The organism is Shewanella sp. 0m-6 (genome assembly GCF_052977325.1).
In genome coordinates, this window is sequence record NZ_JBRIMD010000020.1 from 13,252 (window position 1) to 35,199 (window position 21,948).

20 protein-coding genes are annotated in these 21,948 nt (G+C 43.9%); 1 reads left to right on the forward strand and 19 read right to left on the reverse strand.

What is annotated here, in order from left to right:
- Nucleotides 1-65: 65 nt before the first annotated feature.
- From glmS to mioC, 19 genes are all read right to left on the reverse strand, one after another.
- Nucleotides 66-1,895, reverse strand: coding sequence for a glutamine--fructose-6-phosphate transaminase (isomerizing) (glmS, locus tag ACVBJC_RS14755; protein WP_447161613.1), 1,830 nt, complete (start codon nt 1,893-1,895; stop codon nt 66-68).
- A 101-nt stretch (nt 1,896-1,996) separates the two neighbouring features.
- Nucleotides 1,997-2,767: a DeoR/GlpR family DNA-binding transcription regulator gene (locus ACVBJC_RS14760; protein WP_447161614.1), complete on the reverse strand. Its 771-nt coding sequence runs from the start codon at nt 2,765-2,767 to the stop codon at nt 1,997-1,999.
- Nucleotides 2,768-2,943: 176 nt separating this feature from the next.
- A complete protein-coding gene (locus ACVBJC_RS14765; protein ID WP_447161615.1) occupies nt 2,944-5,076 on the reverse strand; it encodes a TonB-dependent siderophore receptor in 2,133 nt (710 codons plus the stop codon).
- 308 nt (nt 5,077-5,384) lie between these two features.
- Nucleotides 5,385-6,746: a bifunctional UDP-N-acetylglucosamine diphosphorylase/glucosamine-1-phosphate N-acetyltransferase GlmU gene (gene glmU, locus ACVBJC_RS14770; protein ID WP_447161616.1), complete on the reverse strand. Its 1,362-nt coding sequence runs from the start codon at nt 6,744-6,746 to the stop codon at nt 5,385-5,387.
- 128 nt (nt 6,747-6,874) lie between these two features.
- Nucleotides 6,875-7,249: a DsrE/DsrF/TusD sulfur relay family protein gene (locus tag ACVBJC_RS14775; RefSeq protein WP_447161617.1), complete on the reverse strand. Its 375-nt coding sequence runs from the start codon at nt 7,247-7,249 to the stop codon at nt 6,875-6,877.
- Nucleotides 7,250-7,839: 590 nt separating this feature from the next.
- Nucleotides 7,840-8,268 (reverse strand): F0F1 ATP synthase subunit epsilon, encoded by a 429-nt coding sequence (locus ACVBJC_RS14780; protein ID WP_447161618.1) that lies wholly within the window; start codon nt 8,266-8,268, stop codon nt 7,840-7,842.
- Between the two features lie 31 nt (nt 8,269-8,299).
- Nucleotides 8,300-9,676 (reverse strand): F0F1 ATP synthase subunit beta, encoded by a 1,377-nt coding sequence (gene atpD / locus ACVBJC_RS14785; RefSeq protein WP_447161619.1) that lies wholly within the window; start codon nt 9,674-9,676, stop codon nt 8,300-8,302.
- Between the two features lie 35 nt (nt 9,677-9,711).
- The gene (gene atpG, locus ACVBJC_RS14790; protein ID WP_447161620.1) at nt 9,712-10,572 is read right to left on the reverse strand and encodes a F0F1 ATP synthase subunit gamma; all 861 of its coding nucleotides are present in this window, start codon (nt 10,570-10,572) and stop codon (nt 9,712-9,714) included.
- A 48-nt stretch (nt 10,573-10,620) separates the two neighbouring features.
- Nucleotides 10,621-12,162, reverse strand: coding sequence for a F0F1 ATP synthase subunit alpha (gene atpA, locus ACVBJC_RS14795; RefSeq protein ID WP_220764212.1), 1,542 nt, complete (start codon nt 12,160-12,162; stop codon nt 10,621-10,623).
- Between the two features lie 14 nt (nt 12,163-12,176).
- Nucleotides 12,177-12,710, reverse strand: coding sequence for a F0F1 ATP synthase subunit delta (gene atpH / locus ACVBJC_RS14800; RefSeq protein ID WP_447161621.1), 534 nt, complete (start codon nt 12,708-12,710; stop codon nt 12,177-12,179).
- 16 nt (nt 12,711-12,726) lie between these two features.
- Nucleotides 12,727-13,197 (reverse strand): F0F1 ATP synthase subunit B, encoded by a 471-nt coding sequence (gene atpF / locus ACVBJC_RS14805; protein WP_110458822.1) that lies wholly within the window; start codon nt 13,195-13,197, stop codon nt 12,727-12,729.
- Between the two features lie 28 nt (nt 13,198-13,225).
- Complete coding sequence (atpE, locus tag ACVBJC_RS14810) at nt 13,226-13,495, reverse strand: F0F1 ATP synthase subunit C (RefSeq protein ID WP_447161622.1); 270 nt, start codon at nt 13,493-13,495, stop codon at nt 13,226-13,228.
- Between the two features lie 32 nt (nt 13,496-13,527).
- Entirely contained in the window at nt 13,528-14,358 is an 831-nt protein-coding gene (gene atpB, locus ACVBJC_RS14815) for a F0F1 ATP synthase subunit A (protein WP_447161623.1), read from the reverse strand.
- Nucleotides 14,359-14,370: 12 nt separating this feature from the next.
- Nucleotides 14,371-14,754 carry an ATP synthase subunit I gene (locus ACVBJC_RS14820; protein ID WP_447161624.1) on the reverse strand — a complete coding sequence of 128 codons (384 nt, stop codon included), beginning with the start codon at nt 14,752-14,754 and terminating at the stop codon, nt 14,371-14,373.
- Between the two features lie 223 nt (nt 14,755-14,977).
- Nucleotides 14,978-15,868 (reverse strand): ParB/RepB/Spo0J family partition protein, encoded by an 891-nt coding sequence (locus ACVBJC_RS14825; protein WP_447161625.1) that lies wholly within the window; start codon nt 15,866-15,868, stop codon nt 14,978-14,980.
- A 9-nt stretch (nt 15,869-15,877) separates the two neighbouring features.
- Nucleotides 15,878-16,666, reverse strand: a complete 789-nt coding sequence (locus ACVBJC_RS14830) for a ParA family protein (RefSeq protein ID WP_447161626.1) — start codon at nt 16,664-16,666, stop codon at nt 15,878-15,880.
- A 229-nt stretch (nt 16,667-16,895) separates the two neighbouring features.
- Nucleotides 16,896-17,519 carry a 16S rRNA (guanine(527)-N(7))-methyltransferase RsmG gene (rsmG, locus tag ACVBJC_RS14835; protein WP_447161627.1) on the reverse strand — a complete coding sequence of 208 codons (624 nt, stop codon included), beginning with the start codon at nt 17,517-17,519 and terminating at the stop codon, nt 16,896-16,898.
- Nucleotides 17,520-17,638: 119 nt separating this feature from the next.
- Nucleotides 17,639-19,528 carry a tRNA uridine-5-carboxymethylaminomethyl(34) synthesis enzyme MnmG gene (mnmG, locus tag ACVBJC_RS14840; protein WP_447161628.1) on the reverse strand — a complete coding sequence of 630 codons (1,890 nt, stop codon included), beginning with the start codon at nt 19,526-19,528 and terminating at the stop codon, nt 17,639-17,641.
- Between the two features lie 457 nt (nt 19,529-19,985).
- A complete protein-coding gene (gene mioC, locus ACVBJC_RS14845) occupies nt 19,986-20,426 on the reverse strand; it encodes an FMN-binding protein MioC (protein WP_447161629.1) in 441 nt (146 codons plus the stop codon).
- Nucleotides 20,427-20,857: 431 nt separating this feature from the next.
- Here mioC and ACVBJC_RS14850 point away from each other — a divergent pair, with 431 nt between their 5' ends.
- On the forward strand, nt 20,858-21,829 hold the full coding sequence (locus ACVBJC_RS14850; RefSeq protein WP_447161630.1) for a nucleoside hydrolase: 972 nt from the start codon (nt 20,858-20,860) through the stop codon (nt 21,827-21,829).
- The last annotated feature ends 119 nt before the right edge of the window (nt 21,830-21,948 follow it).

Consider the following 21,948-nt stretch of genomic DNA (forward strand, 5'->3'; position numbering starts at 1 on the left):
CTAAAACAAAGAAACCTCCACAAGGGAGGTTTCTAATCATTAAATGATAAATTTAATTCTATCTGTTACTCAACCGTCACTGACTTAGCCAAATTACGTGGCTGATCGACATCGGTACCTTTAATCAAGGCTACGTGATAAGACAGTAACTGTAGTGGAATGGTGTAGATTAACGGTGCCATAAACTCATCACAGTGTGGAACCGGAATCACCTTCATGGTGTCATCCGACTCGAACTCTGCGTCTTTATCGGCGAATACATACATCAAGCCACCGCGAGCACGTACCTCTTCAACGTTAGACTTTAGTTTCTCTAATAGCTCATTGTTTGGTGCAACTACGATAACCGGCATATCAGCGTCAATCAGTGCTAATGGACCATGCTTAAGCTCACCTGAAGCGTAAGCCTCGGCGTGGATATAAGAGATCTCTTTAAGCTTAAGCGCACCTTCCATTGCGATGGGGTACTGATCACCACGCCCTAAAAATAGTGCATTGTGCTTATCGGCAAAATCTTCAGCAAGTTCGGCAATCGCATCGTCTAAACCTAGTGCTTGCTCTACTTTAGCTGGCATAGAAAGCAAGCTTTGGCTGATCTGAGCTTGCATCTCATCAGACATACCATTGTAACGGCCAATAGCAGATGTCAGCATTAATAGACCCGCTAACTGCACAGTGAAGGCTTTAGTTGACGCTACGCCAATCTCGGCGCCTGCTTTCATCATGTAAGCCATATCAGATTCACGAACAAGTGATGACCCTGGCGCATTACAAATCGTCAATGTTGCCTTATAACCCATCTCTTTAGCCAAGCGCATTGCCGCTAAGGTATCTGCGGTTTCACCAGACTGTGAAATAGTAACGAGTAAGCTGTTAGGGAATAGATGAGATTTACGGTAACGGAACTCAGAAGCGATTTCGACGTTACACGATACACCCGCCCAATCTTCTAACCAGTAACGTGCTGCCATACCGGCATGGTAACTGGTACCACAAGCAATAATCTGTACGTGCTTAATGTCTTTTAGGAATTCAGCTGCGTTGTCACCAAATGCAGTATCTAATACTTTACCACCCGCAATACGGCCTTCAAGTGTACGAGCGATAGCTGTTGGCTGCTCGTAGATCTCTTTTAGCATGTAATGACGGTATTCACCTTTGTCGCCGGCGTCATGAGTTACTTCAGACTCTTTAACTTCACGCTCAACCGCATTGCCATCTACATCATAAATACTCACGGTCCGACGCGTCACTTCAGCCACATCGCCTTCTTCTAAGAAAGCAAAAGAGCGTGTCACAGGTAAAAGTGCTAGCTGATCAGAAGCAACGAAGTTTTCACCTAGGCCATAACCGATAACCAGTGGGCTGCCAGAGCGAGCCACGATCATACGCTCACTGTCACGACGGTCGATAACCACAGTGCCGTAGGCACCTTCTAGTTGCTTAACGCTTGCTTGAACCGCTGCAAGTAGCGTGTCATGTGCCTTTAACTCATGATGCACTAAGTGACAAATCACCTCGGTATCAGTGTCTGATGCAAAGGTATAGCCTAAGCCTTTTAGCATCTCACGCAGTTTATTGTGGTTTTCGATAATACCGTTGTGAACGACTGCTATATTACCTTCAGATAAATGAGGGTGTGCATTACGCTCACTCGGCTCACCATGAGTTGCCCAGCGTGTATGCGCAATACCTGTACCACCAGCAAGTGGTGCAATATCGAGTGCAGCCGATAACTCTTGTACCTTGCCCACACGGCGAGTTCTATTGAGCTCACCATTATTTAATACCGCAACACCCGCAGAGTCATATCCACGGTATTCAAGGCGTCTTAGCCCTTCCACAAGAATTTCAGCTACATCTCTTTGTGCTACAGCACCAACGATTCCACACATATTATTTACCTAGACTCTCTTTGTGAGAGATAAATTTAAAGTTAAAAATTGAATTTTAAAATGGATAACGCGATTAATCAGAGATGATGACTCTGAATACGTTACCCTGCATAAGGTGCTAGAATAACTCGCACACCATGCTTAGAAATGATGTCTAGCGCTTCACTCGGTAACCTATCATCGGTGACTAACACGCTGATTTTGCTCCAGGGTAGTTCAAGGTTTGGAATGCGTCTACCCAGCTTTTCTGACTCGAGCATCACCACCACTTCTCGTGACACTTCCGCCATCACCTTGCTTAAACCAGTCAGTTCATTAAAGGTTGTCGTGCCACGCTCAAGATCGATACCGTCAGCACCGATAAACAGCTGATCAAAGTTATATGAACGCAACACTTGTTCGGCAATCTGTCCTTGGAAAGACTCAGAATGCGGATCCCAAGTGCCGCCCGTCATTAATAGCGTCGGCTCATTTTCTAGCTCATGAATCGAATTAGCCAGAGCAAGGGAGTTAGTCATCACTAATAAACCACGCTTAGCATTAAGCTCACCAATCAAACCTGACGTAGTACTGCCGCTATCGATAATAATGCGATTATGGTCGTTAATCAGCTGAGCAGCCGCCTTTGCGATAGATAACTTATTCGGTGCTATTTTAGCTGTAAACTGCTGGGTAACTTCATCAGGCACGGCGACGGCGCCACCATAACGACGCAGTAAAAGTCCGGTTTTTTCTAATGTGGCTAAGTCTTTGCGAATGGTGACTTCAGAAGTTTCAAAACGTAGGGACAACTCTTCAACACTCACCTCTCCTTGCTGGTTAAGCAGGCTAATAATGCTGTGACGTCGTTGTTGAGTGTTTCGTTTGTTCATAAAACCTTTCGCTAAGTTTCGATTCGAAAGGCATATTATAGTGAAACGAAACTTATTTGCCAGTTTTTGATACGACTTAACCTCTAAACAAGCCAACGACATTCTAGGGAAACAGATACAAAAAAGCCCCAACCCTAAGGTTGAGGCTTTAGCACTCATTAGACTTGCAGCTTTCGTTAGAACTTAGCTTCTAGCGCTAGGCTAAAGTGACGCCCTTCACCTACAGTCACATCGGTATTAGTACCGCCCGCTAGGTAATCTGCATCGAATAGGTTTTTCACGTTTACACGAACGCTGACATCACTCCCCATTACGTCCATAGTGTATGCAGCGCCCATATCGAAGCGTACATAACCATCTTTACTAATCGTATTGCTGGTATTAGCAAAACGCTCACCCACATAGAGAGCACCAAAGTTTAATGCTAAATCATCGGTCATCTCATAACGCGTCCATACGTTTGCAGACCACTCAGGCGCATCAACAGGAGTCTTACCGTTCAAGCTATCCGTTTCAGGGCGATGATACTCAGCATCGAGATACATCATAGAACCCGTCATAAACCAGCTATCGCTCACTTGACCTTGAGCGCCCACCTCAAAACCTTTATGGCGCTGCTCACCTGACTGAGTCGTAATAGTTTCAGAACTACCTTCAATCTCTTCAGTTACCGTCACATTTGATACTGTGATATCAAATACGGCACCGGTTAACAGTAGGCTACCGTCAAACAGTTCCCACTTAGTGCCCACTTCATACTGCTCGCCGTATTCAGGATCGAGATTCTTACCATCATTAACGTCATCAATGTTGTTTACTATCCCTTGAGGGGTAAAACTCTTAGAGTAGTTAACGTAGATGCTGCCGTTATCCGCAGGTGAGTAGATCACACCAAATTTAGGCGATACCGCATAACTATTATTACCCAAACCTTCTTTCTTCTGTTCGTCGTAACGTACACCAGCAAGCACCTGCCACTCATCGGTAATCGTCACTAAGTCTTGAACATAGAAACCGTAGTGCTTGTATTCACTTTCGTATTTGGTTGCATCACGGTTGTAATCAAGATCTGGCCTAGGGACAGCCTGACCAGGCATGACTAATTGGTTTTTCTCACCCGACTCTTTGAGCTGACCATAGTAGTAATCAAGCATGTTAGCGCCAACAAGCAACTGGTGTTCTATATCACCGGTGTAGATATTACCAGTGAAATCAACAAAGCCGGTTTTGTGCTGCCAGTCGTCATAACGGTCAAATGGACTAATATAATAACCATCTGTAAATGGATCTTCAGAGCCACTGATAAGTGATGGCGAAGAATCTAAACGTTGACGATTAAACTGCTGATCGTTATAACCCGCTTTAACTTGCCAGTCATCGGTTAGGTTATAAAGCAGCTCAGCACCTAAGTTAGAAATGGTGTTATCGGTAAATGCCCATGGCTGATCCCAAATAATGTCACGACCGCCAATCAAGTCACCGCTACTGTTTAACCAACCACCTCGATCGATACCCGTTTTGTCTTGAGTATGATCATATTTAAGTGAGAGTAGTAAGTCATCGGTAATATCAAACTCTAGGTTAAGATAGCCTAACCAGCGATCACGCTCTTGATGACTTCCGTCTTGATACTCTCTCCAGTAAGTAGTGTCTTGCTTAACCAATACCGTACGGTAACGAATGGTCTCAGCTTCGTTGAGGCTACCACCCGCATCAAGTTGGAAACGGGTAGAACCATGCTCATCGGTATCAAAGCCAATATCTAGCATCGTCTCGTAAGTAGGCTTCTTGGTAACCATGTTGATCAAGCCGCCAGGGCCTGACTGGCCATAAAGCATACTTGACGGACCTTTAAGCACTTCAACTTGCTGTAGTGTTTCAATAGGCTGTACGTAGTGAGACCACTGCTGCTGACCATTGATCAAGAAGCCTGAACCAGAAGAAAGTTCAAAACCACGAATATTAAATACTTGGCGATTCCATTTTTCAGATCCCCCCGTCACACTCGAGTCGTTAACCAGCACTTCAGAAAGGTTAGTCGCTAGCTGTTCATCAGTAACAAAGTCAGGGATAACGGTGACAGATTGAGGCGTGTCTAAGATATCGATATCACCACGCATAGCACCTGAAGATGAGCCAACGTTGTAATCGTTAAAGCTACGACCCATAACGCTAATACGCTCGATATTTGGCTCAGCGACAATAGCAGTTCCAACACTAGCATCCTCAGCAAAAACAGAAGATGAAGCCAATCCAGCAACAATTGCAAGCCCTAAACGTGAAAACTTAAATGACGTCCCAACAGACATATCCAACCCCAAAATGACACATGAATGTATTAATTGAGTCGCAATATAAATGAGAATTATTTTTATTTAAGTTTCTTTACACATATTTACAATAGAGAGTGACGCAGTTCAAATATGTACTCAGTATCGGGCATTTACCAGTCTAAAATGTATGCGCAACAACCCTTAATTTAGAGGTAAGACATAGGCAAGCCTCGCGATTAAAGCCGTTACTGGCAGGAGTACTATTTAGTCAAAAATTTAGTCAAAACTAGTCCAGAAAACAAAAAAGCGACCCAAAGGTCGCCTCTTCAATGGCATAAGCCTACTTATTTTTGCTTAACAGGTCGCGCCCAGCCCGTTAAATGCCGTTGCTTAACGCGCGTGATCACTAACTCATCGGCTGCAACATCTTTAGTAATGGTAGAACCTGCACCTAAGGTGGCCCCTTTACCAATAGTCACGGGGGCAACAAGCTGGGTATCGCTACCAACAAATACATTGTCTTCAATGATTGTCTGGAACTTATTGGCACCGTCATAGTTACAAGTAATGGTACCTGCACCAATATTAACGCCGCTACCTATGGTTGCATCACCAATATAAGCCAAGTGCCCCGCTTTGGAACCCTTGCCTAATACCGCTTTTTTCATCTCAACAAAGTTGCCAATGTGAGCATCTTCTTTAAGTTCAGCGCCGGGACGTAAACGAGCAAAAGGCCCAGCACTTGCAGCGACTCCCACTTTAGCGCTTTCGATAATCGAATAGGGTTTAATTACCGCGTTGTCACTAATCTCGCAATCAATAAGAATCGCGCCAGCACCAATGGTGACGTTATTACCAATCGTCACTTTACCTTCGATAATCACGTTAACATCAATCATCACATCCATGCCGACAGTTACATCGCCACGAATATCAATACGTGCAGGGTCGCGCAGGTTAGCGCCCTCAAGCATCAGCTTTTCTGCCGCACGCGCTTGATAAGCTCGCTCAAGTTGCGCTAGTTGTACGCGGTTATTTGCACCTTCAACTTCCACAGCAGACTCCGGCTGTGCGGTGGTAATAGCAACGCCATCATTGTGCGCCATAGCAACGATGTCGGTAAGGTAATATTCACCTTGAGCATTGTCTGATGACAACTGACTAAGCCAGGCTTTAAGTTGCTTACCCGGTGCAGCCATGATGCCAGTGTTGATCTCATTGATAGCAAGCTGCTCGGCATTAGCATCTTTCTGCTCGATGATACCCACGACGTTACCGTTCTCTCTAACAATACGGCCGTAACCCGTTGGGTTTGGTAGATTAACAGTAAGAATAGCCAAACCATTAGCATCACGTGCAGCCAATAATCCATCAAGCGTCGATGCCTGAATCAACGGCACATCACCATAAAGAATAAGCACCGTATCATCGTCGCTAATATTGTCATTCGCCTGCGCTACCGCGTGGCCAGTGCCCAATTGCTCAGCTTGTAGTACCCAATTAAGTTGCTGTTCACCTAAGCTTGCCTGCAGTTTATCAGCGCCATAGCCATAAACTAGCTGGATAGCATCACTGCCCACTTGATGTGCAGTATCGATAACATGCTGAACCATGCTCTTATGAGCGATAGGGTGAAGAACTTTTGGAAGATCTGAGCGCATGCGGGTTCCCTTGCCTGCGGCCAAAATCACTACATTCAGTGCCATTGGTTTATATCCTTGAGCTAATGCTTAAGCTAGTATTTGAGCTAATGTTAGAAAATGAGGTATTTATCAGATTACGATTTTAAGCGATACCAGTATTAAAAGCGACTCGACTTGCTGCAGGATCTAGATTAAAAGCTAATGGTTTTATCTGCCACCAGTACCCATTGAGCAAGATCATCCATAGTCGCTTCCTCGCAACCTTCAATGACTTTCAGATCTGCCAGTCCACGAGCTTGCATGCAAGAACCGCAAAACTTAATTTGTGTTTTTTGTGCGGCAACAATCTCTAGCATCTGTTGAATGTTATAGCCTTCAGTAGGTTTCTGATTAGGTAGAACTGCAGTAACTGCATCAGACAGTAAAAATAGGCTTACTCGAACGGGTGAATAGTCTTGCTCGTTGAGCTGTATAGCCAATCGAAGGGCATTAAACAACTTTTCTGTACCATAGGGGGCATCATTAACAATTATCAGTACGTGCTGCATGGAAGAACTCTCAAGCATAAAATTAATCCATGAGGGTAACACTCAAATTAGCCAAGGGTTCTTACTTAGATCACGTTCTGACGTTATGCCGATTGCGGAAAAGAGTTCTTCAGACAGTTAAATATACCAGCTGCTAGGACGTGACCAGGTCACGGCTAGAGCGTTCCTGCTAAATCCTATAAGAGCAGCATCGGCAGTCCTAAGGTGGCTAATACCAAAGCTGGTGGGCAAAACAACCTAGAGTAGATTGATGAGAAGGGTCACAGAAGCTCTCGCTAAACTTAGCTTTTATCTTTTCCGTGAGTGAGCTTGCGAACGTTCCGTTATCCGTCAGCGAAGCGTTTGCTTTTCCTGTCATCTAGAGCCTTCTTTTCCCATCTTTTCCGTAAGCGTAGCGTTCCGTAAGTGACGCAGTCACGTTCCTTAGGCCGCAGGCCGTTCGTCTTTGTCTTTCCTAGCACCTAGGACCTTTCTTCGCTTTTCCTAGGGCCTGCTTTTAACCTTCTTTTAGACACAAATACCAAAACTAACCATCCATGGGTTTTGGCATAAGTGTTCCAGACACAAAAAAGGCGCCTTAAGGCGCCTTTTTTCTTCAAACAATAACCTTATCTGGCAATGTTCTTCTTGATGGTCTCGACAACACGCAACTGGGCAATAGCTTGAGCTAACTCAACTGCTGCCGCAGCATAGTTAAAGTCAGCACCAGCATCAGCCATATGAGCTTCTGCACGATGCTTGGCTTCTATAGCTGCCTGCTCATCAATCTCATCGGCACGCATAACGACGTCAGCCAATACTGAAATTGAAGAAGGTTGTACTTCCAGGATACCACCTGAAAGGTAAAACACCTCTTCGCTTCCATCTTGTTTGACGATGCGCGCCATGCCAGGTTTGATACTTGTCAACAGAGCTGCGTGACCAGGCATAATACCTAGTTCACCTTCTGTTCCTGATACTTGTAGCTGAGCTACTCGACCAGAAAAGATATGACTCTCTGCGCTTACCATATCAAGCTGTACTGTCATGGCTGCCATCCGTTCTCCTTAAACTAAGTCAAAGACTTAGTTATTTTTTGTTAGCTTTCTCAACAGCTTCGTCGATTGAACCAACCATGTAGAACGCTTGCTCTGGAAGGTGATCGAACTCACCCTCTAGAATGCCCTTGAAGCCACGGATTGTGTCTTTAAGAGAAACGTACTTACCTGGAGAACCGGTGAATACTTCTGCTACGAAGAAAGGCTGTGAAAGATATTTTTCAATCTTACGAGCACGGAATACAGTTGTCTTATCTTCATCAGATAATTCATCCATACCTAGGATCGCAATGATATCTTTCAGCTCTTTATAGCGCTGAAGTACGGTTTGAACACCGTTAGCAACATCATAATGCTCTTGGCCAACAACCTGTGGATCTAGCTGACGTGAAGTCGAATCCAATGGGTCAACCGCTGGGTAAATACCCAGTGAAGCAATGTTACGTGACAATACAACAGTCGCATCTAAGTGAGCGAAGGTTGTTGCTGGTGATGGATCCGTTAAGTCATCCGCAGGTACGTAAACGGCTTGAACAGAGGTAATAGACCCTGTCTTAGTCGATGTAATACGCTCCTGAAGTACACCCATCTCTTCAGCCAATGTTGGCTGGTAACCTACTGCTGATGGCATACGGCCTAGCAGTGCAGATACTTCAGTACCTGCCAAGGTGTAGCGATAGATGTTATCAACGAAGAAAAGAACATCTTTACCTTCGTCACGGAACTTCTCAGCCATTGTTAGACCAGTCAGTGCCACACGTAGACGGTTTCCTGGAGGCTCGTTCATCTGACCATATACCATGGCCACTTTATCTAGAACGCCAGAATCTTCCATCTCGTAGTAGAAATCGTTACCCTCACGAGTACGCTCACCTACACCGGCAAATACTGATAAACCAGAGTGTGCTTTAGCGATGTTGTTAATAAGTTCCATCATGTTGACGGTCTTACCAACACCAGCACCACCAAACAGACCTACTTTACCACCTTTAGCGAATGGACATACAAGGTCGATAACCTTGATACCCGTCTCTAAAAGCTCAGTAGTGCTTGATTGATCTTCATATGAAGGTGCTTCACGGTGGATCACATAACGATCTTCTTCACCGATAGGGCCCGCTTCATCAATAGGCTCGCCCAATACGTTCATGATACGGCCTAGAGTCGCAGACCCAACCGGAACTGAAATAGGTGAATCTGTGTTTGTCACCTCAAGACCACGACGCAGACCATCTGAAGAACCCATAGCGATGGTACGAACTACACCACCACCTAGTTGCTGCTGAACTTCCAGCACCAAGCCTTCACTTTTGATCTCTAGAGCGTCATATATCTGAGGTACGGCATCATGTGGAAACTCAACGTCCACAACCGCGCCAATTACTTGGACAACAGTACCTGTGCTCATGATTAATCCTCTAAAACTTGTATTCGTTACCTAGCCTAAACAGCAGCAGCACCAGAAACAATTTCCGACAATTCCTGCGTAATCGCAGCCTGACGGGCCTTGTTATAGACTAACTGCAAGTCACCGATAAGTTCACCAGCATTGTCAGTTGCAGCCTTCATAGCAACCATACGGGCCGCTTGCTCAGATGCAATATTTTCAACAACGCCTTGATAAACTTGAGATTCAACAAAACGAACTAGCAAAGTATCTAACAATAACTTTGGATCCGGCTCGTAGATATAATCCCACTGATGAGTAAACTCATCTTCTTCTGACTTAGGCAAAGGTAGCAGCTGCTCGATCACCGGCGTTTGCGTCATAGTATTTACAAACTTGTTGAATACTACGTACAAACGGTCCAGCTTGCCTTCGTTGTATGCTTCTAGCATCACACGTACTGTTCCGATCAGGTCAGCTAGCTTTGGAGCATCGCCTAAACCTGAAGCAGAAGCAGAAACAGATCCGCCAAAGCTATTGAAGAATTGCGCACTACGTGCACCAATTGTACAGAATTCAACTTCTGCACCAGCTTCACGCTGCTTCTTCACGTCTGCGACAACCTTCTTGAAAAGGTTGACGTTCAGACCACCACAAAGACCACGGTCGGTTGACACAACAATGTAACCAACACGCTTAGCTTCTCGCACTTCCAAATAAGGATGCTTATATTCGAGAGAACCTTGCGCCACGTGACCGATCACCTTACGCATATTTTCTGCATATGGACGACTAGCAGCCATGCGATCTTGTGCTCTACGCATTTTGCTCGCGGCAACCATTTCCATTGCAGACGTGATCTTCTGAGTGTTTTGAACACTCGCGATCTTGGTTTTAATCTCTTTAGCGTTGGCCATCTTTACTCTCCAATTCTGGACCTGAGGTGCCAGAGGCACCTCTAAATTTTACCAGGTTTGGGTTTCTACGAACTTGTCCAAGCTAGCCTTCAGCTCACCTTCGATATCAGCGTTATAATCGCCAGTATCGTTGATGGTCTTCATTAGGTCAGCATGTTCACTGTTCATGAAAGAGAGCAGAGACGCTTCGAAGTTACCAACTTTGTTCAGCTCAACGCTCTTCAAGTAACCTTTTTCAGCTGCGAAAATAGACACAGACTGATCAGCGATACTCATTGGAGCATATTGCTTTTGCTTCATAAGTTCGGTAACACGCTCACCATGCTCAAGCTGAGCACGAGTTGCATCATCTAAGTCAGATGCAAACTGTGAGAACGCTGCAAGCTCTCGATACTGTGCAAGAGCGGTACGAATACCACCAGACAGTTTCTTGATGATCTTAGTCTGCGCCGCACCACCAACACGAGAAACTGAGATACCTGGGTTAACCGCTGGACGTAGGCCAGAGTTAAATAGGTCTGTTTCAAGGAAGATCTGACCATCGGTAATCGAAATTACGTTAGTCGGTACGAATGCAGAAACGTCACCCGCTTGAGTTTCAATAATTGGTAGAGCAGTCAAAGAACCAGTTTGGCCTTTAACTTCACCTTTAGTGAACTTCTCAACATACTCGGCGTTAACACGTGAAGCACGTTCCAACAGACGAGAGTGAAGATAGAATACATCACCTGGGTATGCTTCACGTCCTGGAGGACGCTTAAGAAGCAATGAAATTTGACGGTAAGCAACTGCTTGCTTAGACAAATCATCATATACGATTAGTGAGTCTTCACCGCGGTCGCGGAAGTATTCACCCATTGTACAACCAGAGTATGGAGCCAAATATTGCAGTGCAGCAGCTTCAGAAGCTGTAGCAACAACAACAATGGTGTTCGCCAAAGCGCCGTGCTCTTCTAGCTTGCGTACCACGTTAGCGATTGTAGAAGCCTTTTGGCCTACCGCTACGTATACACACTTAATGCCAGAATCTTTTTGGTTGATAATCGCGTCGATCGCAAGAGCGGTTTTACCGATCTGACGGTCACCAATGATCAATTCACGTTGTCCACGACCGATTGGGATCATAGAGTCAACGGCTTTGTAACCAGTTTGCACTGGCTGATCAACTGATTTACGCTCAATTACACCAGGTGCAATTACTTCAACAGGAGAGAAACCATCGCTATCGATAGGTCCTTTACCGTCAATTGGTTCACCTAGAGTGTTGACTACGCGACCTAATAGACCACGGCCAACAGGTACTTCCAAAATACGGCCTGTTGTTTTAACTTTGTCGCCTTCTGCCAACGTGGCATAAGGGCCCATTACTACGGCACCGACAGAATCACGTTCTAAGTTCAACGCGATTGCAAAACGGTTACCAGGCAGCTCGATCATTTCACCCTGCATAACATCGGCTAGGCCGTGGATGCGGATGATGCCGTCACTTACTGCAACGATAGTACCTTCGTTGCGAGCTTCACTAACGACTTCGAACTGCTCGATCCGCTGTTTAATCAGATCGCTGATTTCAGTGGAATTCAGTTGCATGCTCAAACTCCCAATTACGATTGCAGTGCATCAGACAGACGCGAAATTTTTCCGCGGACCGAGCCATCAATGACTAAGTCTCCTGCCGTGATAATTACACCAGCAATAAGGCTGGTATCTATGCTGCAATTTAGCTTAACTTTGCGTGCTAGACGCTTCTCTAAAGAAGCGCTCAGCGCTTGTAGTTGCTCTGAGGTTAGCTCAGTAGCTGAAACAATTTCTGCTTCAACTTCTTTCGCGTACTCACGTTGCATCTCAACATATTGTTGAGCAACAGCTGGTAGCACAACTAAACGACCGTTTTCAGCCATTACCTTTAACAGGTTCTGAACTTGCTCGTTGATTTGCTCACCACAAACTCCAATAAAGAGTTCGGCAAGCTTACCGCTGGCAATAGAGCCAGACAGTAAAGGCTGCATAGTTTCGTTTTCACTCACTAATGCGGCAAAGCTTAGCATTTCAGCCCAACTCTCTACTGCTTTGTGTTCAAGAGCTAATTCAAAAGCTGCCTTTGCGTAAGGACGAGCGATGGTGGTTATTTCAGCCATAACTCAAGCTCCTTATTTAAAGTTCAGCAACAAGTTTATTAACTATGTCACTGTGTGCGGCTTCATCAATCGAACGTTCAAGAATTTTTTCTGCGCCAGCAATTGCTAGTACAGCTACTTGCTTACGCAAGTCTTCTTTTACGCGATTACGTTCGTTTTCAATTTCAGCGTGTCCCTGAGCAATAATTTTCGCTCGCTCAGTATCAGCTTCAACTTTTGCTTCATCAACGATTTGAGCTTTGCGCTTATTAGCTTGCTCAATGATTTCGTTTGCTGTTGCTTTTGCGTCTTTTAGCTGCTCTGTTGCTTTAACCTGAGCCAACTCTAAATCTTTTGCAGCACGTCCTGCATCAGCTAGACCATCAGCAATTTTCTTCTGGCGTTCTTCGATAGCGTTCATCAATGGCGGCCATACAAACTTCATGCAAAACCACACAAAGAGTAGAAAAGAAATCGCTTGGCCTAGCAGGGTAGCGTTAATACTCATAACGACAACTCCTTACTAAGGGGGACGATTAGCCAGCTAAAACTGCACTTAATTGACCCACAAACGGGTTAGCGAATACGAAGAATAATGCAACACCAACTGCAATCATTGAGATCGCATCAAGTAGACCAGCTACAATGAACATTTTAGTTTGAAGTGCAGGGGCAAGTTCTGGCTGACGAGCAGAAGCTTCTAGGAATTTACCACCTAGAATAGCAAAGCCAATACCAGTACCTAGCGCTGCTAAGCCGATCATAATTGCAACAGCTATTGCTGTAAAGCTAATTACAGTTTCCATTTTATCTCCGATAAGTATTTAATTTTAATAAATTAATGGTCTTCATGTGCCATGCTTAGATATACAATCGTAAGCATCATGAAGATAAACGCCTGCAGCACAATTACCAAAATATGGAAAATGGCCCAAGGCACTGATAATGCAAACTGTGCCCACCAAGGCATCAGCGCTATCAGAATAAAGATCAACTCACCTGCATACAGGTTACCAAACAGACGAAGCGATAATGAAATCGGCTTCGCAATCAGGGTAACTGTTTCCAAAACAAAGTTAATTGGAATCAGAGCCCAGTGATTGAAAGGCTGCATAGTCAGTTCTTTAGTGAACCCACCAAACCCTTTAACCTTGATACTGTAAAAAACAATTAACGCGAACACACTTAAAGCTAAGCCCAAAGTTACGTTCAAGTCAGTTGTAGGTACAATCTTTAGGTAAGGAACGCCTAATAATCTGTTTGCGGCCTCAGGTACAAAGTCAACAGGGATCAAGTCCATTAAGTTCATCAGGAAAACCCAGACGAAAATAGTAAGACCTAATGGTGCAATAACCGCGTTCCGCCCATGAAATGAGTCTTTAACGATTTTATCAACACCTTCCACGCACATTTCAACAAAACATTGAAGCTTGCCTGGAACACCAATTGTTGCCTTTTGTCCTACTTTGTAGAAAACCCACAAAAATAGAACCCCTAGACCTACTGAAAACAAAAGTGAGTCAATGTGCCAAGTCCAAAATCCCGCATCTTGACATGCATGGTTAAAAGCAATTCCACTATCCGTAGAACACATTTTCGCATTAGTCAGGTGATGCTGGATATAGTCGGAAGCCGTTATAGTTAACGTATCATCCCCAGTTGTCGCCATGATTAATCTCACTTAATTTTGTTTGAAGTATAAAGGGGCTGTCCAAGGTACGACTAACACTAATAAATAACTGACGAATAACGGCATAAATGACGATTTCATCAAGCCAAATGCAAGCGAAAATAACACAATGGTTAACAGCAACTTTACCGCTTCCCCCAGGAAAAAAGACCGTACGACCTTTCCTGATGCTTGTGCTCCCGCATGGGAGAAAGCTAGGGTTGCGAACACAAAATTAGGGAGTACTGCAATAGCACCACCTGCCAAAGCAGATGCGCCATACGGCCCCCCCCACATAGCAAAAAAGAAAACTGAAACACACCCAGCCATCGCTGCCTGTAGCAAAACTATTTTATAGGCTGACCACCGGCCACGACGCGCTAAAACCTTGCTCAATTTACCTTCTCCGCATTATAACTTCTTGTTTCGATGACCGGATTACAAATATCCGTATAAACCCGAGGTACAAAAAGCTTGCGAAAGTATACCGTTTCAGACATTCAAAGCAAGTTTAAGTAGTAGAAAAAGGAGACTTTTAGCGTGATCTACGCCAAAAGTCTAAAAGTGTAAGATTAACGAATGTCACAAAATTACATAATATCGTGTTAACTTCGTTTTTTTAGCGGATTTTGCTGATAATACCCTCTAATTCAGCCAGATCTTGATAGTTAATTACCATTTTACCTTTCCCTTTCTTGTTATGGGTAAGAGTGACCTTAGCGCCTAACCTTTCAATTAGTTGGGTCTCTAAACGGACTACATCGTGATCTTTAGCTGGTTTTTCAGCGATTTCAGTTTGATTTAAGGTTTTATTCACTAATCGTTCAGTTTCACGAACGGTTAATTCTTTCGCGACGACTAATCGAGCTAGATTTGTTTGCTCATCACCACCGATGGCAAGCAATGCACGACCGTGGCCCATATCGATATCGCCGTACTCAAGCATACGCTTTACAGGCTCGTTTAAACCATTAAGACGCAATAGGTTCGATACCGTTGCACGAGACTTACCAACTGCATCGGCAATTTGTTGGTGGGTCAGATCAAACTCTTCAATGAGGCGATTTAATGCAATGGCTTCTTCCATCGCATTTAGGTCTTCACGCTGAATGTTCTCAATCAAAGCAATAGCAACAGCAGCCTCATCAGCCACCTGCTTTACAATACAAGGAATTTTCGTCAGTCCTGCAAGCTGAGATGCACGCCAGCGACGCTCACCGGCAATAATTTCATAGCTTTCAGGCGAGATTTTACGCACAACGATTGGCTGAATAATACCTTGAGCCCGAATAGACTCTGCAAGCTCTTCTAATGCCTCTGATGACATATCTTTACGCGGTTGATACTTACCAGGTTGTAACCTATCAATATCTAACGTAATTAAATCGTCGTTTTTAATATTTTGTTCAACTTCAGTCGCAGTAATAGGTTCTGCGCGCTTACTTGCTGCTTGGCTTGTGCTTAGTAATGCATCAAGGCCTTTACCCAAGCCTCTTTTTTTCAGTGTCATTTTTTATCCTTAAACTTGCTCAGCCTGGGTGAGTTGCTCTGCTCGACGAATAATTTCGCCAGCGAGAGCTAGGTAAGCTTTAGCCCCTGCGCTCGATTTATCATAATACATCGCTGGAGCGCCAAAACTTGGTGCCTCAGCCAAACGAACATTCCTTGGGATCACTGTACGATAAACTTTGTCACCGAAGTGCTGTTTTAGCTGATCGGAAACATCATTAGAAAGTCGGTTACGGGGATCGTACATAGTACGCAAGATCCCTTCTATATGCAGACCCGAGTTAACCATAGCACCAAGTTTACTAATGGTATCCATTAGTGCCGTAAGGCCTTCCAGCGCGTAATATTCGCATTGCATAGGGACTAAAACAGAATCGGCTGCTGACATGGCATTAACCGTTAACATGTTTAGTGAAGGCGGGCAGTCAATAAAAATGAAGTCATAATCATCTTTGATAGGGGCAAGAGCATTACGTAAACGAACCTCACGGGCATAGAACTCCATGAGCTTAATTTCCGCAGCAGTAACGTCACCATTACCAGCAATGAGATCATATTTACCGTTAGTATCTCGGCAAACAACATCTGCAAAGGGTTTTTCTTCAACCAATAACTCATAAGCGGTGTTTTCGACAGTATATTTATCGATGCCACTCCCCATGGTCGCATTACCTTGAGGATCGAGATCGATCAACAAAACACGACGTTTAGTCGCCGCAAGAGAGGCCGCTAAATTTACACAAGTTGTTGTTTTTCCGACGCCACCTTTCTGGTTGGCCACGGCAATCACTTTACCCACAATATCACCCTGTAAGTCACTTTTATTAGATTCCAGTGTGTTGTTTAACCCTGGAAATTAGCGCACTAATCTAATGGTTATTAGTAACAAATTGCTTGAAGCGCCGAAAGATTGCAACTCTTCTGTTCGCATTATCTGCAACTACTGGCTTCACCTAGTCCATTTCTATAGCGACTTAGATAAAATAAGCTAACGGTCATCAAAAGGTGACAACCGCATTAAAAATTAATCAGCCTTGCTTGATGACACGCAATAAATGACGCTGTTCATCCAGTTTTGGCACTTTAAGTTCAAAGACATCGGTTACCACAAACCCAGCTGGCAATTGTGACATTTCTTCTTCACTCAATTGCCCCTTAAGCGCATAGAAACAACCATCCACTTTGGGTAAATGGTGGCACCAGTGCAGCATATCTTGGATTGAAGCGAACGCACGGCTTAATACGCCATCAAATAGCTCTTCAGGTTGGTAAGCCTCAACACGGCTTTCTATTGAAGAGATATTATTGATACCTAACTCAAACTGTACCTGTTTTTGGAAACGGATCCGCTTACCCAAGCTATCGAGTAAGACAAATTCTTTATCTGGGTTTAAGATCGCGAGCGGGATCCCAGGTAAACCAGGACCTGTGCCGACGTCAATAAAACGCGATCCCTTAAGGTGAGGCGATACCACTAAACTATCCATGATATGACGGATTAACATCTGCTCTGGGTCACGTACAGATGTCAGGTTAAATGCCTTATTCCACTTGTTAAGCATGCCGACAAAGTCTACAAGCTGCTTCTTTTGCTGCTCAGTAGCAGTCAGGCCAACTTCGGCCATATAATCATTTAATTGGGCAGATAACACAGTTTGTGTCCTCAAAATAAAGCGAATCAAAAATCAATCAGTATTATGAATCGCAGAAAAGATGAAAGGAAGCCTCAAAGCTTCCCTTTATCATCCAAAACGACCGAATATGTGGAGAATTAAGCGCTTTTACGTAATAGACCACGTTTTTTCAGATGAACCAATAGGATTGAGATTGCCGCAGGGGTCATTCCAGAGATCCGTGAAGCTTGGCCAATCGTTTCAGGCTTGTGCTCATTCATCTTAGCAATCACCTCATTCGACAAACCCGGTACTTCTTGGTAATCCAAATCTAGCGGTAGCAGGGTGGTTTCATGACGAATAGCTTTATCGATTTCACCTTGCTGACGTTGGATATAACCTGAATACTTTACCTGGATCTGCACTTGCTCTGCAGCGCGTTGATCTTCGAGTCCTGGACCGAAACCATCGATAGACATCAACTTTGGATAATCCATTTCTGGACGACGCAGCAGATCTTCAAACGTTGCTTCACGAGTGATCGGTGTATTCAAATTCGGGTTAAGCGCTTCAACTAGCGGTGAGTTTGGATGGATCCACTGACCACGTAAACGCTGTAGTTCAGTTTCGATCGATTCCATTTTCTCACTAAACAATGCCCATCGCTTATCGTCAACCAAGCCTAGCTCACGGCCTTTTTCGGTTAATCGTAAGTCAGCATTATCTTCACGAAGCAGCAAACGGTATTCAGCACGACTGGTAAACATACGGTACGGTTCTTTGGTACCTAATGTCGACAAGTCGTCTACCAAAACACCTAGGTAGGCTTGATCTCGTCGTGGCGCCCAAGATTCTTTACCTTGAACCTGTAGCGATGCATTCATGCCCGCTAACAAGCCTTGTGCCCCAGCTTCTTCATAACCGGTAGTACCATTAATTTGTCCCGCAAAGAACAAACCACTAATGGTTTTAGTTTCTAATGAGTTTTTAAGATCGCGAGGATCAAAATAATCATATTCAATCGCATAACCAGGACGCATGATCTGTGCGTTTTCCATACCTTTGATTGAACGTACTAAGTTCAACTGCACGTCAAAAGGCAAACTGGTAGAAATACCGTTTGGATAGATCTCGGTGGTATTTAATCCCTCTGGTTCAATAAAGATCTGATGCGATGTTTTGTCTGCAAAGCGATTGATCTTATCTTCGATAGAAGGGCAATAGCGTGGACCAATACCTTCGATAATCCCTGAGTACATTGGGCTTCTGTCTAAACCACCACGAATAATATCGTGAGTGCGCTCATTGGTATGAGTGATATGACAAGAAACCTGCTCAGGATGATCATTTACATCGCCGATAAATGACATCACAGGCAATGGATCATCGCCTTTTTGCTCTGTCATTAGAGAAAAATCTATGGTGTTAGCGTCAATGCGTGGCGGGGTACCCGTTTTTAAACGTCCCACACGAATTGGTAATTCTCTTAACCTATTGGCTAACGCAATTGCAGGTGGATCACCTGCTCGGCCGCCGCTGTAATTTTCAAGACCAATATGGATTTTACCACCTAGGAATGTACCAGCAGTAAGAACGACTGCAGGTGCTTCAAAGGCTAAACCCATTTGAGTGACGGCACCAATGACTTTGCCATTTTCGACTACAAGATCGTCTACCGCTTGCTGGAAAATACGTAAGTTTGGTTGGTGCTGTAAAATTTCTTGGATCTTGTGTCGGTAAAGTGCTCTGTCTGCTTGTGCACGAGTTGCACGAACAGCTGGCCCTTTACTCGAGTTCAATGTTCGAAATTGAATACCTGCAAAATCGGTAGCAACGGCCATTGCTCCACCTAACGCATCAATTTCTTTGACTAAGTGTCCTTTACCTATGCCGCCGATAGCAGGGTTACAGGACATCTGTCCTAAAGTATCTATGTTATGGGTCAGTAAAAGTGTTTTGGAGCCCATTCTTGCAGAAGCTAACGCCGCTTCTGTACCAGCATGACCACCACCAACAACGATTACATCAAACCGTTCATGAAATTGCATTCGACAGCCTTCGATTTGTAAAAGGATAAATTGTTTCTGAGCGGATCATTTTAGCATTTGCTTCGCTTAAGGTGAACGATCTATTTTGCTTGTTTTGATCAAGGTGGATCGCCTTAATAGATCTTAAGATCTTTATATAGATCTCTTATTATGTTTACTATTAGGATCGCACTTTTCGGTGGATAACTCTAATTCCTCTTTAGATTTAGTGGTTTACAGTAAAACGATCCTGTGTTCTGATCGCGATCTAACCGGCTTAAGCTTGGGGATAGATCGCCTACTTATCCACAAGGTGGATCATTGAGCAGATCGAGTGTGAATTAATACAGACGTTGATCAGATCAAAATAATAGCTTATCCACATATTTATTAAATAAAAGAGTTATATGTGGATAAGTTAGATCTAATCTGTGCGTTACTAAAAAGATAACCCGTAAAGCTGAGATGAAAGTCGATCTTAAAGTTGATCTTGCCAGCCGCTAACCCATGATAATGCTGGATCTTCTGGGATTGGATCGTATTGCACATCGATCTGGATCTTATCCACATAGACTTGTGCACCGCATAGGTTAAGCTGATCGACTAATTTTTCTGGGCCCTGACAAAAAGTATCGTAGCTAGAATCGCCGATGGCACATAAGGCGAATTTTATTGCGCTAAGATCGGGCTTTTTGGCTTGGATCTCGTCGAAAAATGGCACTATATTGTCGGGCAGATCACCCGCTCCATGAGTTGAAGAAACAATTAACCAGAGTGAATCCTGGCTAAGATCGCTCAAATTTGGTGTTAAATGCACGATAGTTTCATGGCCTAAATCGCCTAATTGATCGGATATTTCATCCGCTACATATTCAGCGCTGCCTAGTGTGGTGCCGACTAAAATGTCTACTTTTGCCATTATTTGTCCTAATTGTTACTGTCGAAAGAGCGCTAAGTTTGCCAATACCCTTGTTTTATTAAGAGCAATATTAAGGGCAAATTATAGATTATTGGCGCTTATTATTTGCGTGCATCATAAGTTAAATTCAATTTTGAATCTTGTAGCTTGACGTGATTTACGCTGAATTTAGCCAGTTAAATGGCAATTTTTTGGTCCAATAAAGCCCAAAGCAGCCATTAGAAACGCGAGTTAAAGCTGAAGATAAGCCAATTATTAGGTTTATTCGGTATAAAAATAGAACTGTGATGATGATTGAATCCAAAAATATAGCCTGTTGCTGTTGTTATGTTGTTGCTCTAGCGCTTAGATCACGTTTGTTAAAAGCGGATAAAGGTATCTTGATCGGCTACCTAGGTTAATAAAATTATAATTATTAGGATCTGAATAAAATGATAAATAAAATAATTCTCGATACTGATCCGGGGATTGATGATGCAATGGCTATCTTGTTTGCTGAAGCTCACCCAGCTATTGAACTTATGGCCATTACCACTGTTTATGGTAATGCCACTATTGAGAATGGAACTAATAATGCGCTGTTTTTAAAAAGAAAGTATGGTTTTAAGGCTGATGTAGCACAAGGGGCAAGTCAACCCATCGTGCGCGATCCGGTTGGGCCAACTGTTGTTGTGCATGGTGAAACAGGCTTTGGTGATGTGCATGCCCCAAAAGAGTTGGGGGTGACTGCCGATCCTCGTCCTGCCTACCAATACATTATTGATAGCGTTAAAGCGGAACCTGGTGAAATAACCTTAGTTGCGGTTGGGCCATTAACTAACTTGGCGTTAGCACTCGATGCGGCGCCTGAGATCGCAGGCTTAGTAAAAGAAGTTGTCGTGATGGGTGGCGCCTTCGGTGAGAATAATCATCGTGGCAATGTTACTCCTTATGCTGAAGCAAATATCCATGATGATCCGCATGCGGCTGATATCGTCTTTACCGCACCTTGGCCAGTCGTTGTTATCGGTTTAGATGTAACAGAGGAGAGCTTCTTTACTAAGGACTTTCTTGATCAACTTAGAGATGACGCCGCTGAAGTGGGTCAGTTTATTTGGGATATTAGTCGTTATTATCTTAAGTTTTACTCTGAAAAAGTCGGTTTAGAAGGTTGTCATGTGCATGATCCATCAGCCATTGCTTATGTTATTAATCCTTCTTTATTTACCTTAAGAAAAGGACCTATTCGCGTTGTGACCGATGGGCCGGCAGAAGGGCTGACAATCCAGAAGTTTGATGGACGTGTCTATCCACATGATGATTGGGAGCTAAAACCTGTCCAGCAAGTCGGAGTAGCCGTAAAGGATGAGGCATTACTGCAGCTTTATCGTGAAACCATTATTGAATATGGTCATAGAAGCTAATTGAAGTTGCTATTAATGCTTGATGAGTTTCATATTATCGGTAATGCGCAAATAACCTAACTAAGCGGGAAACTCCCCGCTTTTTTATTACCCATTTCTGCTTATATCTATTGATATTT